This is a genomic window from Streptomyces xiaopingdaonensis, from assembly GCF_000262345.1.
GTDB lineage: Bacteria > Actinomycetota > Actinomycetes > Streptomycetales > Streptomycetaceae > Streptomyces > Streptomyces xiaopingdaonensis.
On sequence record NZ_AJTQ01000037.1, the window covers coordinates 1 to 12078 of the forward strand.

A 12078-nucleotide genomic window follows, 5' to 3' on the forward strand; every position below is an offset into this window, starting at 1 on the left:
CGGCGGTGGACAGGCGCTGATGTGCGCTCGGGGCGCGCGCGTGGGTTTGCGTCCCCTGTCCCGACCTCCGCGAGATCTCGCGGAGGGAGACGCCTCTCGTCGGGGTCGCCGTCGCCCATGCGTGCCGCGCATCGTGCGAGTGCAGGCGACCTCTGCGCAGACCGCGCCGACCGGGCGAGTACGGTGAGTTGGCGGATCACCGAGGTGCCAGACGAACCAGTCCGCCAGGGGAGGAGGAGCAGTGCGCCGAGCACGCACGACCGACCGGTCGATGAGTTCCTTCCTCCTGCTGCTGATCGCCGTTCTCTTCGGTCTGCTCTGCGTCCACGGGCAGACCGGTCTGCAAGGCGAGTCGGGCCGGGCGGTCACCGGTGCTCCGGTGGTCGGGATGGCGCAGTCCCCGTCGGAGGGTGGAGACGTCGCACCCGCCGAGCACGGTGCACACGCGTCCGCCGCTGACGAGACGGTCACGGACGGCGCCGAAATCCTGCCCGCCGACGGTGGAAGCTGCCCTGAGCGCAAGGCGCCGGAGCAGTCGGGCAGCCCCCATGTCGCAGCGCCTGCCCTGGCGGAACTGCCCTCTCCGGGCGAAGTCGCGGAGACCCCGCGGGCCGCACGATGGCTCGCCCACAGCGAGGAACAGTCCGCGAAGGCACCGCCTCCGCGCGTCTCCGTACTGAGGATTTAGACCGGCCCGCCGCTCCCACCTCCTTGCCCGAGCCTCCATGGGCTCCGGGGTGCGGAAGCGGCTCCGCGCTCGCGTCCCTCCTCAGTCACGGAGACATCTTCATGGACCCGTCGCCCGCTTCTCCCGAACCTGTTCCCACAGCCGTCGGGAGCAGCCGCTCCCTGCGTACCGCCCTGGGCGCACTGCGCCTGTGGGAGCCCCGGCAGTGGGTGGCCGCAGCCGCCGCTGCCGTGGCCGCGGCCGTCGTCGTCGGCGTGCCGACCGCCGTCATCCCCAACGCGTTCTTCGGTCGGGAGATCCCCGTCCAGTGGTGGCACTACCCGGCCCTCGCCCTGACCGCGCTGCTCTCCGGGCTGGTCCTGGGCACGTACCTGCGCCCCGGCCCGCCGGTGGCCCCCGGCGGTCGGCTCGGCTCGGTCGGGGGAGTGCTGTCCTTCTTCGCCGTGGGCTGCCCGGTCTGCAACAAGATCGTCCTGCTGCTGCTCGGCACGGGTGGCGCGCTCAGCTACTGGGCGCCGTTGCAGCCCCTGCTCGCCCTCGGCTCGTTGGCGCTGCTTGCCGAGGCGGCACTCCGCCGCCTCAACGCCCAGGCCGCCTGCCCCACGCCCACCGCCTGACGCCGTCTCCTGGGCCCGTTTCCGAGGGCCGATCGGCCAGGCCACCTGATCCTCTGCTCACAGGAGCGTGTTCTTCATGCCCGAGAAGTCTTCTTCGTCCACTCCCGCCGCCCCGCAGGCGCGCGTACGTCGCAGGCGCACCGTCTGGGCCGCCGGCGTGCTGGTCGCCGCCACCGCCGCGGCCGTGGCGCTGGTCGCGACCGCCGGCTCCGAGTCGGATCCCGACCGCTCCCAACCCGAGACCTCGGCCGAACCTGTGCCGGGAGATTCCGCACCGGCAGGCCCCGACCTGGCGCGTCGGGACACCGACGACCCCCTGGCCGTCGGCTCGGTCGACGCACCCGTGGTGATGGTCGAGTACTCCGACTTCCAGTGCCCGTTCTGCGGACGCTTCGCACGCGAGACCAAGCAGGAACTCCTGAGCACGTACGTGAAGAAGGGGTCGCTGCGCATCGAATGGCGCAACTTCCCCATCTTCGGTGAGGAGTCCGAAAAGGCGGCGCACGCCGCGTGGGCCGCCGGTCGGCAGGGTGCCTTCTGGGAGTTCCACGACCGTCTCTACGCCGAGCCGCGCGAGCGCAACACCGGCGAATTCACGAAGGACAAGCTCGTCGCCCACGCGAAAGCGGTCGGCGTGGAGGACCTCACGCGTTTCCGCCGGGACATGGAATCGGCTCAGGCCCGCCAGGCAGTTGATCGCGACCGTGAAGAGGGGTACGCCCTCGGCGTCACCAGCACGCCCGCCTTCCTCGTCAACGGCACACCCCTGCTCGGCGCGCAACCCACGGAAACCTTCCACGAGGAGATCAAAAGCGCTCTCGGCGAGAGCAAGAACGAGGGCGAGGCGAAATGACGGACGCCGGTATCCTCCTCGCTTTCCTCGGCGGGCTGCTCGCCTTGCTCAGCCCGTGCAGCGCCCTCCTTCTGCCCGCCTTCTTCGCCTACTCCTTCACCCACGGAACGCGGCTGTTCCGGCACACTGCCGCCTTCTACGCCGGGCTGTGCCTGACGCTCGTCCCCCTCGGGGCGGGCGGGGCCTTCGCCAGCCGCCTGTTCATCGGTCACCGGGACACGCTCGTCCTCGTCGGCGGCTGGACCATGATCGCTCTGGGGGCCGTGCAACTCCTCGGACTCGGCTTCGGCTCCCGCCGCCTCCAGCAACGCGCCGGAGCCCCCTCCGGATCGACGTCCTCCACCGTCGCCCTCGGCGCCGTGTACGGGCTCGCCGGATTCTGCGCGGGGCCCGTCCTGGGCAGCATCCTCACCGTCGCCGCGCTCGGCGGGAGCCCGCTGCGCGGCGGTCTTCTTCTGGCGGTGTACGCCCTGGGCATGGCCGCTCCCCTCTTCTTCCTCGCCCTCCTGTGGAACCGCTGGCAACTGGGGCGGCGCGCCTGGCTGCGAGGGCGGGGCTTCCGGATCGGCCGCCTGCACCTCCACAGCACCTCGGTGATCGGCGGCCTGCTCTTCATCACCCTCGGCGCCGTCTTCCTCCTCTTCGACGGTTCGGCCGCGCTGCCGTCGCTGCTGGACGTGGACACCGAGTACGCGTGGGAACAGCGGGTGGCCGCTCTCGCCTCCGCCGTCCCGGGGCACCTTCTCCTGGCCGCCCTCGCCGCCGCGGTGGCGGTGGGAGCGAGCGTCGTCCTGGTCAGGAACAGCAGGGAGGAGAGCCGCGACCGGCGGTGAGTCGGTCGCCGCGGTCTGCCCGGAAGCGGGGTCCGCAGGTCATCGGCGGTAGGCGCTGGCGGCTATGGCGGGTAGAAGGGTGAGGGAGAGGACACCGCCGGTGAGGGCGAGGGCGGGGTAGCTGGTGGCGGCGACCATGATGCCGGAGGCCATGCCGCCGGTGGCACCGGCGACGGCGATGGAGACGTCGACCAGTCCCTGCGTCTTGGCTCGGGTGGCCAGCGGGACGGTGTCGGTGATGATCGCCGTGCCGGAGACGAGGCCGAAGTTCCAGCCGAGGCCCAGCAGGGCGAGCGCGAGGGCGAGGAGCGGCACGGAGCTGACGGGCGCCGCGGCGGCGACGACGCCGGCGACCAGGAGAGTGGTACCGGACGCGGCGGCGATCTTCATGCGGCCGTAGCGGTCGACGAGCCGGCCGGTCAGAGGGGACGGCAGGTACATGGCGGCGACGTGGACGGCGATGACGAGCCCGGAGGCGGCGGTGCCGTGGCCGTGGTCGTGCATGTGGACCGGCGTCATCGTCATGACCGCGACCATCACGAGCTGGGTGAGGACCATGACCAGCGCCCCGAGGACCACGCCGCCGCGCCCTTCGCTCGGATCGGCGGCACCGGCGCCGGCGTCGGTTTCCTCCTTCCTCGCCGAGGCGCGGGCCAGCAGCAGCGGGTCGGGCCGTAGCCGCAGGGCGAGCACGAGTGCGGCCAGCGCGTAGGCGACGCCGGAGAGGAGGAAGGGGCCGGCGAGGTGGGGGATGCCGAGAGTTTCGGCGAAGGTGCCGATGGGAGCGGCGAGGTTGGGCCCGGCGACGCCGCCGAGGGTGGTGGCGACCAGGACGGTGGAGACGTCCCGGGCGCGGTGGCCGGGGGCGGCGAGATCGGCTCCGGCGTAGCGCGCCTGGAGGTTGGTGGCGGTGCCGGCCCCGTAGACGAACAGGGCGAGGAAGAGCAGGACGGGGTTGTCCGACACGGCGGCGACGAGGACGCCGGCCGAACCGAGCGCCCCGGCGAAGTAGCCGGTCGCCAGGCCGGGGCGGCGGCCGCGGGCTTGGGAGATGCGGCCGACGGCGACGGCGGTGAGGGCGGAGCCGGCGGTGAACAGGGCGCTGGGCAGCCCGGCGAGACTGGTGGTGCCGAGCATGTCCTGGGCGAGGAGAGCGCCGACGGTGACGCCGGCGGCGAGCCCGGCTCCGCTGAACACCTGGGAGGCGACGAGAACGCGCAAGGTGCGACGTTGGGCTTGGGCGAGGTCGGATATGTGGTCCGTCGTGCCGTCGGATGCGGTGTCGGTCATGTCCTCTTCCGGAGCAGGTACTGCAAAGGGCGGGGCGGTGGCTCGGCCGGGCTCGGCGAGTTGTCGGCCCGGTTCGTGCTGGGTGGTGCGTCGGCTGGCGCCGGTTGTGTGCGCCCGGACGGCGAACGAGCCGGCCTCGTCACGGCGTTGAAGGTAGTACACCCGCGCAGCCGAACGGCCGCCTCGAAAAGGGCGAGCGCGGGCCCGGTGCTGCTCAGGGACCAGCCGCCCGGGCAGGACAGGCCGGCACTCCGGCGTCCGGGGCAGTGCACGACGCCCCCGGACCGGCGGAACGCACGGTGCCCGACCGACCAGCCCTCGACCCGCTCATCCGATCCGGGGAGGACACCGGCGGTTTCGCGGTCCGGGGGGAAGGCGGTGCCCGCTCCGGTCATGATCTCGGCGTCGCACATGCCGCTCGCCGTCACCCGGACCCGACCGCCCGTCGGCGACGGCGTCCCGGCCGCGGACGGGCACGGAGAGCCTCCGAGCTCGCTCGCGACCACGGCACCGTCCGACATGGATGCTTCCTCCGGGAACAAGGCGATGTCCATAGCTGCTGGTTATGTTGGAGCCACGGAGACCCTAGGCAGGCACGAAACCACCTGGTAGGGGACAGCGGTGAATGGAGCGATAAGCGATGGCTATGGCCGACCGGATGAACCTCGAAGGGCTCCGCTACGCGCAGGCCGTGGCGGAGACCAAGTCGTTCAGCGCCGCCGCCCGCGCCTACGGCGTGACCCAACCCGCCCTGTCGAACGGCATCGCCAAGCTGGAGGAGCGCCTGGGCGAGAAGCTGTTCGACCGCTCCCCGCGAGGCGTGACCCAGACGGCGTTCGGTTTCCGCGTCCTGCCCCTGATCGAGCGCGCCCTGGAGGGGTTCGACGCCGTGGCCGCGGAGGCCAGGCGGCTGACGGAAGTCGGAGAGCAGAAGATCCGCATGGGCCTCTCCCCGCTGATCGGCTCGCGCCTGGTCGCCCGCGCCTTCAGCACGGTCCAGGATCTGCCGGCGCCGCGTGACCTCGTGCTGCGCGAGGCGAACATGCAGAAGCTGCGCGAAGACCTGATCGCCGGACAGCTCGACGTCATCCTGATCCCGGCCGTGGCCGCGATGCCGCGCTTCGAGCATCGCGTCGTCGATGTGGAGCCGATGGCCGTCGTCAGTCCCGGCACTGCGGAATCGACTCCGCTCGAACTCGAAGAAGCGGGCGAGGAGTGCTTCATCCTCGTGCCGGACACCTGCGGCCTGACCACGTTCACCACGCAGCTCTTCGAGGCGCGCGAGATGCCCCTTCGCACCTACCCGGGGGAAGCCGCCAGCTACCAGGTCCTCGAGGACTGGTCGAAGCTGGGCCTGGGATCGGCCATGCTTCCCCACTCCAAGCTCAGCTCGCCCGACGCTCCCCATCGCCCGCTCCTCGACGAGGGCCGCGAGGTGCAGATCTCCTTCGAAGCCGTCTGGAGCGCCGATTCCCCGCTCGCCGCTGACCTCCTCCACCTCGCCGACAGTCTCGCGGCAGCCCGCGCGTAGCCATACACAGCACCTATGGCCAGATTCGCAGGACTCCTCTACCGGCGCCTCGGCCGCCTGCCTAACGTGGCAGGCACGTTGCGGAATCCGCCGCACCGCAGCACCTCGCCGTCGAATGAGGCATAACCATGGCATATCTCGAAATCACCCTGCGAGTGGCCCCGGACAATCGCGCCGCGGCTGCAGGCGTCTACGAGAAGTACAAGCAGCTCTTCCTGGACACCGTCCCCGGAGCCACCAGCAAGGAACTCCTCGTCCGAGACGAGGATGTCCAAGTCCTCCACGCCTTCCGGAACGCGGCCGACGCCAAGGCGTACCTGGCCGGCGACCTCTTCACCCGCGACGTGGTCGGAGAGCTGGCCCCGCTGTTGGAGGCCAATCCCGACGTGCGCGTCTACGAGACCGTCCGAGCCGGGTGACGTCATGTACGAGACCCAGGAACTCCTCCGCGAGTACGACCGGGCCCGCGCCTACACCGACGAGCTGTGGAAGGACCTCACCCCGGACGAGGTGACGTGGCGACCGCACGAGGACTCCAGCGCCATCGGCTGGCACCTCGGCCACCAGGCCCACGTCGCCCACTTCATGATCCGCAACCTCACGGCGGCCGAACCCAGCCCCGACCCGGAACTGGACGGACTCATGGACTCGGCCAACCCGGAGAAGTTCCGCGGCGCGCTACCGACCGCCGGCCGGCTCACCGCCTTCCGCGACACGGTCGCCGAGCGCGTCCACGCACGCATCGGCGACATCGCGGCCGGCACGGTAGGCGTCCCCGCCCAACTGGGCGTCGTAGCCCAGCATTTGCTGGTCGCTCTCATCAACCACGAGTACCAGCACGACCAGTGGATCAGCGAGGTCCGTGCCGACGACCTCGGCCACGCACTTCCGCCCGACCCCGCCTCGGATCGGCTCAGCCGCGTGGACGGCTACCTCGTCTGCAATCCGTACCTCTGAGCCCCGCACAGTCAAGGAGCACGACATGAGCGATGTGCGCGTCACACCCTGGCAGGACGACACGATCCCCTCGCCCCCGCCCGAACTCCTGGCAGGCATGAAGGCCCGTCGACCCAACGGCGAACTGATCGGCATCGATCGGGTCCTGCTGAAGAGCTTCCCGCTCGCCACAGGGTGGAACGCACTGCTGGGCCGGATCCGCGCCGAGTTCGAACTCGCCTTGGAACACCGTGAATTGATCATGCTGCGAGTGGCCGCGCTGAACCGCGCCGACTTCGAATGGAGGGTGCATCACCCGGCGTATCTGCAGGCGGGCGGTACGGAGGAGAAGTGCGAAGCCCTCCAGGGGGAAGGCGCGGACAGTGACGTCTTCGACGAAGAGGAACGCGCCCTGATCACGCTGACCGACCAGTCCACGAAACAGGTCGAGGTCGACGCTCTGGTCGTCGAGGAGATGAAGCGCTTGTTCGGCGAGAACCGAACGGTGGAAGCGGTCGCCACGGTCGCGGCCTACAACATGGTTTCCCGCTTCCTGGTGGCGCTGGCCATCTGACGACAAGCAACCTGCCCGCGGTGCTCGGGTCACGTCGTCCGGACCAACTACCGGGTGACGGCCGCCGGTCGACGGGGCCGGACGGCGGCGATCAGGTCGGATCGACCAGCGACGGGCATACCGGCGGCCGTCCCCGTGGGGCCATCAGCCCACCATCAGCGCGGACGCGCGGGGTGCGAGGAAGTGGTCCAGTACCAGTTCGGCGGCGCCCTGAGCAGCCACTTGGTCGCCCACGGCGGACCCCCGCACCTCGATGTCCCTGCCTGTCACCACGAGTTCGCGCTCGACGATGCCGGGAATGACGGGGAGGAACACCGGGCTGAGGCGGCCCCAGAGCGGGCCGCCGATCACCACCCGCGGTACGTCGAGCAGGTTCACCAGCACGCCGAGGCCGACGGCCACACGGCGTGCCGCGTGGTCGAGGATGCGGGAGGCGCCGCCGTCTCCCGCGGAGGCGAGGGCGCACAGTGAGGAGCAGGCGTCGTCGATGGCGACGTAGTCGCTGAGGTTCGGGAGCGGCAACAGGCCCACGCGGGCGGCCTGGAGAACGAGCGCCTCGGGGACGCAGGCGGCGGCCAGACCGCCGCGTCGGCCGCTCCACTCCAGCCGTTCGGCGTCGGGGTCGACGACCAGGTCGCCGATCTCGCCGATGTTGTTGGTCGTGCCCCGGACGACCTGGTTGTCCAGCACGACGGAGGCGCCGACACCGGACCCCAGGTAGAGGAAGATGAACGTGTTCGACGCCTCGGAAGACGAGCGGAGCTCCGCCGTGGCGGCGGCCGTGACGTCCTTGTCGAGCAGGACGGGCAGCCCGGTCGCTTCGTGGAGGTCGGCGCGCAGTCGGACGTTGCGCCAGTTGGGCAACTGGGGCGGGTCGAGCAGCAGCCCGGCCCCGACGTCGAGCGGGCCCGGAGCGGCGATGCCCAACCCGAGCACCCGGGTCCGGTCGATGCCGGCCTCGGCGATCAGGCCGTCGACGGCGTCGGCGATGCAGGCGGTCACCTCGGACGGGTTGGTGGCCTGCGGTGTTCGTTTCTGACACGAAAGCCGGACCTCGCCGTCGAGGTCGAGGAGGACGACGGTCAGTCTTGCCGGGTCGATGTGCACACCGACTGAGTAGGCTCCGTCCGGGTCGGTGACCAGCGGTATGCTCGGCCGGCCGCGCGCGTTGCCGCCCGGCGCGCTTTCCCGGACCAGGTGGTCGTCGATCAGCCGACGGGTGATGTTGGAGATCGTCTGGGAGCTCAGACCGGTCGCGCGCTGCAGGTCGGCTCGGCTCACTCCGCGCGACCTGCGCACCACCTCCAGCACCACCGCCTGGTTGTAGTCCGCCAGCCGGAGCTGGTTGCTGCCTCGCCGCATGTGCCTCTCCCTGCCTTCCTCTAGGACCCTCGGACCGACGATCGCGCGGGCCTCGCAGCGGTTCGCGGGGTGGCTCGGTGATCTGCGCCCACAGGAGGCTGTCCCGGCCGGGTGCGGGTCACGCTACGGGATCTGGCGTCATCCCTTGACGGGGGACGATCTCGCTCCATAGCATCACCGAACTTTATCCAATCCATTTGATAAAAGATGGATCGGAAACACGGCCAGGAGAGATGCCTATGCGACGCAACCGTGTACTCGCCGCCGGCGCGGCCGGACTACTGTTCGCAGGGGTGCTCACGGCGTGTTCGGACTCCCGCGCGGACGGCCCGGTGACCGTCAAGCTGCTGCAGTTCCAGGAGGCCCGCGCCGACGTCGTCAAGGACCTCATACCGGAGTTCGAGAGAGCGATGGCCGAAAAGGGGCAGGACGTCAAGGTGGAGCTGGTCACCGACATCCTCACCGACGACCAGTTCCGAACCAAGATCACGCAGCAGTTCTACTCCGGCAAGGCGCCGGACGTCGTGGACATGGGCAACAAGAACGTGACCGGCATGGCCGGCGCCGGTTACCTGCTGAAGCTCGACAAGTACCTGCACACGTGGGAAGGCTGGGACGAGTACTACCCGTCGGTGAAGGACGGCGCACGGGAGCGGAACGGCAGTTACTACTCCCTCCCGCACGAGGCGAGCGTGCAGAGCCTCTTCTACCGGAAGGACGTGCTGGAGCGGCTGGGCATCGACACCTCGCAGCCGCGCACGTGGGACGAGCTCATCGCACGGCTGAAGCAGGTCCGCGCCAAGACCGGTGAGGCTCCGATCGTCCTCCCCGCCGGGACCGCCTGGGGCGACGGATCGTGGTCGGAGGGCCTCCTGCCCGTCGTGGCGGGTACCGGCAGCACCCTGTACGACGACGAGTCCGGGAAGTGGAAGCTCAGGAGCAAGGGCCTGTCGGCCGCCTTCGACCTCTACGCGGACCTCGTCGAGGCCGACCTGCTCCCGGTACGCGACCTGCAGAACCCGAACCCGTGGGAGCCGACGAAGTACCGGAAGTTCCCCCAGGGCACGCTTCCGGTGGCCGCCCAGGGAAGCTGGGGGTGGAAGTACGACTGGGGCCCCGAAGGGTCGGCCCCGATCAAGAACTCCCGCGAGAGAATCGGCACTTGGGACTACCCGGCCCTGGTGCCGGGCACCAAGCCCGCCCCGATCAGCGGCGGCGGCTTCGGCTACAGCGTCAACGCCGACGCCGCCCATCCCGACGCCGCCGTCGAGCTGGCGAAGTGGCTGAGTTCCGGGAAGGCGCTGGCCAAGCAACTGGCCGCGGTGGGCGCCGTCTCGCCGCGCGAGGGCCTCTCCGGCACTGCGCCGTACAAGAACGAGCCGTCCCTGCTCCAGGCGGAGGACGAGCTCAAATCCAGCATCCAGCCACCGTTGGGTGACGGAGAGGACCGCGTCTCGCAGGCGGTCCAGAGTGCGACGGCGAAGATCGTGTCCGGCGAGGCGGACGGCAGCCAGGCCGCCGACGCCTTCGCCGAAGAGGCCGCGGAGTTGCTCGGCAGCACTCGGGTGGCGAAATGACCACGGCGAAGACTTCGGCCGCCCGGCCGACACGTCCCCTGCAGGAGCGCGCTGCGCTGCCCGTGCTGCTCGGACCCTCGGTCCTCCTGATCGCTGTCTTCGTGGTCGCTCCCGCCGCGTACGGCATCTATCTCGCCCTCACCAACACGCAACTGACCGGATTCGCGGCGCAGGACCCGCAGTTCGTCGGACTGGAGAACTTCCGGAACCTGCTGGGCTCCACGGACTTCCTCGCATCGCTGGGCCGCACCGGAGAGTTCGTGCTCTGGTCGGCGATCATCGGGCAGACGGTGCTCGGCATGCTCGCCGCACTGCTGCTGCGTCAGAAGTGGCTGCGCGGCAAGGGGCTGTTCGGAGCGTTGATGCTCCTGCCGATGGTGGTGCCCGAGGTCGTCGCCTCGCTGACGTGGGCGAGCGTGCTCTCCTCCGAGGACGGCAGCACGTTCAACCGGCTGCTCGGACTGTTCGGTTCGGGCGCGGCGGCGCCGCTGCAGGAGTATCCGATGACCTCGGTGATCCTCATCAACGTCTGGCGCGGTATCGCGTTCGCGATGATCATGTTCCAGGCCGCGTTGGAGGACGTACCCGACGAGCTGCTCGAGGCGTCGCGGATGGACGGCGCAAGCGCGCTCCAGGTCTTCCGGCACATCACCCTGCCCCTGATCCGCGGTCCGGTCTTCCTCTACCTGCTGCTCACCACCATCACCACGGTCGGTGTCTTCGGTCTGATCTACTTCCTGACCCAGGGCGGTCCGGGACAGGAGACGGAGATCACCTCCGTGTACATCTTCCAGAGCGCCTTCAAGTACTCCCAGATCGGCCTGGGAAGCGCCGCGTCCGTAATCCTGCTCATCCTGTTGACGATCCTGGGCATGACCTATGCCCGGCTGGCCAAGGTGGAGGTCTGATGGCGGCCACGACAACCACCGAGCCCGGGAAGGCCACCGCAACAGTCGGTTCGCGGCCCCGCAGGCCGGCGTGGGCGATCCTGCAACAGGCGCTGCAGTACGCGCTGATGGTGCTGCTGGGGCTGTTCTGCGTCGTACCGTTCGCCTGGGTCGCGCTCACGGCGGTGGACGCCGACGGCGGGCCGACGGTCGGCCTTCCGGCGTTCACGTTCGACAACTTCGTCCGGTTCTTCACCGACGGCGCCACCCCGCGGCTCTTCCTGAACAGCGTCATCGTCTCGTTCGCCGCGACCGCGCTGAACCTCGCCTGCGGCGTCCTCGGCGCCTACGCGCTCTCCCGCTACCGGTTCCGCGGACGCAGGACCTTCATGTTCGCGATCCTCCTGATCCGGGTGATCCCGCCGCCCGCGACGATCGTTGCCCTGTACCTGCTGATGGTCAAGATCCAGCTGGACGACAGCTACTTCGGCCTGATCCTGGTCGAGGCGTCGGCGGCGCTGCCGATCACCTTGTGGCTGTTGAAGGGCACCATCGACGCCATTCCCTTCGAGCTGGAGGAGGCGGCGTGGCTCGACGGCAGCAGCCGGTTCGGCGCGATCGGCCGGATCATCCTGCCGCTGGTCGGCCCGGGGCTCGGCGCCGCCGCGATGCTGACGTTCATGGCCGTGTGGGGCGACTTCCTCACCCCGCTCGTGCTGTTGCAGTCGCCCGACCTCTATCCGCTCTCGATCGGTCTGTTCCGGTCGTTCACCGCTTTCAACCAGGTCGACTGGGGCGTGCTCGCCGCGAGCGCCGTCGTCTACATGGCGCCGCCCGCCGTGCTGTACCTCTTCCTACGGCGACACCTGATGCGATCGAGCCTCGGCGGTGCCATCAAGTCCTGACCTGACGCGCCCACTTGGCTCCCAT

Annotated in this window: 13 protein-coding genes; 11 read left to right on the plus strand and 2 right to left on the minus strand. The window is 70.0% G+C overall.

What is annotated here, in order from left to right; translation table 11 throughout:
* The first annotated feature begins 241 nt into the window (after positions 1-241).
* The 4 genes from UWG_RS0102230 (at position 242) to UWG_RS0102245 (ending at position 2991) form a co-directional block, all read left to right on the plus strand.
* On the plus strand, positions 242-688 hold the full coding sequence (locus tag UWG_RS0102230; RefSeq protein ID WP_016905575.1) for a hypothetical protein: 447 nt from the start codon (positions 242-244) through the stop codon (positions 686-688).
* Positions 689-897: 209 nt separating this feature from the next.
* Positions 898-1305: a hypothetical protein gene (locus tag UWG_RS0102235; RefSeq protein WP_016905576.1), complete on the plus strand. Its 408-nt coding sequence runs from the start codon at positions 898-900 to the stop codon at positions 1303-1305.
* Positions 1306-1381: 76 nt separating this feature from the next.
* Positions 1382-2158: a DsbA family protein gene (locus UWG_RS0102240; RefSeq protein WP_029391087.1), complete on the plus strand. Its 777-nt coding sequence runs from the start codon at positions 1382-1384 to the stop codon at positions 2156-2158.
* Positions 2155-2991 carry a cytochrome c biogenesis CcdA family protein gene (locus UWG_RS0102245; RefSeq protein WP_016905578.1) on the plus strand — a complete coding sequence of 279 codons (837 nt, stop codon included), beginning with the start codon at positions 2155-2157 and terminating at the stop codon, positions 2989-2991. Before UWG_RS0102240 ends, UWG_RS0102245 begins: the two co-directional genes overlap by 4 nt.
* 39 nt (positions 2992-3030) lie before the next feature.
* Here the strand turns inward: UWG_RS0102245 and UWG_RS0102250 are convergent, their stop codons facing one another.
* Positions 3031-4281, minus strand: coding sequence for an MFS transporter (locus tag UWG_RS0102250; RefSeq protein ID WP_016905579.1), 1251 nt, complete (start codon positions 4279-4281; stop codon positions 3031-3033).
* 640 nt (positions 4282-4921) lie between these two features.
* On the opposite strand from UWG_RS0102250, the gene UWG_RS0102255 reads away from it, so the two are divergent.
* From UWG_RS0102255 to UWG_RS0102270, 4 genes are all read left to right on the plus strand, one after another.
* Entirely contained in the window at positions 4922-5812 is an 891-nt protein-coding gene (locus UWG_RS0102255) for a LysR family transcriptional regulator (RefSeq protein ID WP_237719963.1), read from the plus strand.
* 128 nt (positions 5813-5940) lie between these two features.
* A complete protein-coding gene (locus UWG_RS0102260) occupies positions 5941-6231 on the plus strand; it encodes a hypothetical protein (protein ID WP_016905581.1) in 291 nt (96 codons plus the stop codon).
* Positions 6232-6235: 4 nt separating this feature from the next.
* Positions 6236-6769: a DinB family protein gene (locus UWG_RS0102265; RefSeq protein WP_016905582.1), complete on the plus strand. Its 534-nt coding sequence runs from the start codon at positions 6236-6238 to the stop codon at positions 6767-6769.
* A gap of 25 nt (positions 6770-6794) precedes the next feature.
* On the plus strand, positions 6795-7322 hold the full coding sequence (locus UWG_RS0102270; protein WP_016905583.1) for a carboxymuconolactone decarboxylase family protein: 528 nt from the start codon (positions 6795-6797) through the stop codon (positions 7320-7322).
* Between the two features lie 144 nt (positions 7323-7466).
* Here the strand turns inward: UWG_RS0102270 and UWG_RS0102275 are convergent, their stop codons facing one another.
* A complete protein-coding gene (locus tag UWG_RS0102275; RefSeq protein WP_016905584.1) occupies positions 7467-8684 on the minus strand; it encodes an ROK family transcriptional regulator in 1218 nt (405 codons plus the stop codon).
* Between the two features lie 239 nt (positions 8685-8923).
* Here UWG_RS0102275 and UWG_RS0102280 point away from each other — a divergent pair, with 239 nt between their 5' ends.
* Genes UWG_RS0102280 through UWG_RS0102290 form a run of 3 tightly spaced genes read left to right on the plus strand, consistent with a single transcriptional unit; the run spans position 8924 to position 12053 of the window.
* Entirely contained in the window at positions 8924-10261 is a 1338-nt protein-coding gene (locus tag UWG_RS0102280) for an ABC transporter substrate-binding protein (RefSeq protein WP_016905585.1), read from the plus strand.
* The gene (locus UWG_RS0102285; protein ID WP_016905586.1) at positions 10258-11169 is read left to right on the plus strand and encodes a carbohydrate ABC transporter permease; all 912 of its coding nucleotides are present in this window, start codon (positions 10258-10260) and stop codon (positions 11167-11169) included. Before UWG_RS0102280 ends, UWG_RS0102285 begins: the two co-directional genes overlap by 4 nt.
* Positions 11169-12053: a carbohydrate ABC transporter permease gene (locus UWG_RS0102290; protein ID WP_016905587.1), complete on the plus strand. Its 885-nt coding sequence runs from the start codon at positions 11169-11171 to the stop codon at positions 12051-12053. Before UWG_RS0102285 ends, UWG_RS0102290 begins: the two co-directional genes overlap by 1 nt.
* The last annotated feature ends 25 nt before the right edge of the window (positions 12054-12078 follow it).

Coding starts and splice junctions, on each gene's coding strand:
- UWG_RS0102240 (WP_029391087.1), top strand. CDS start 1,382: ATGCCCGAGAAGTCTTCTTCGTCCACTCCCGCCGCCCCGCAGGCGCGC.
- UWG_RS0102290 (WP_016905587.1), top strand. CDS start 11,169: ATGGCGGCCACGACAACCACCGAGCCCGGGAAGGCCACCGCAACAGTC.
- UWG_RS0102260 (WP_016905581.1), top strand. CDS start 5,941: ATGGCATATCTCGAAATCACCCTGCGAGTGGCCCCGGACAATCGCGCC.
- UWG_RS0102280 (WP_016905585.1), top strand. CDS start 8,924: ATGCGACGCAACCGTGTACTCGCCGCCGGCGCGGCCGGACTACTGTTC.
- UWG_RS0102265 (WP_016905582.1), top strand. CDS start 6,236: ATGTACGAGACCCAGGAACTCCTCCGCGAGTACGACCGGGCCCGCGCC.
- UWG_RS0102270 (WP_016905583.1), top strand. CDS start 6,795: ATGAGCGATGTGCGCGTCACACCCTGGCAGGACGACACGATCCCCTCG.
- UWG_RS0102285 (WP_016905586.1), top strand. CDS start 10,258: ATGACCACGGCGAAGACTTCGGCCGCCCGGCCGACACGTCCCCTGCAG.
- UWG_RS0102275 (WP_016905584.1), bottom strand. CDS start 8,684: ATGCGGCGAGGCAGCAACCAGCTCCGGCTGGCGGACTACAACCAGGCG.
- UWG_RS0102250 (WP_016905579.1), bottom strand. CDS start 4,281: ATGACCGACACCGCATCCGACGGCACGACGGACCACATATCCGACCTC.
- UWG_RS0102245 (WP_016905578.1), top strand. CDS start 2,155: ATGACGGACGCCGGTATCCTCCTCGCTTTCCTCGGCGGGCTGCTCGCC.
- UWG_RS0102255 (WP_237719963.1), top strand. CDS start 4,922: ATGGCTATGGCCGACCGGATGAACCTCGAAGGGCTCCGCTACGCGCAG.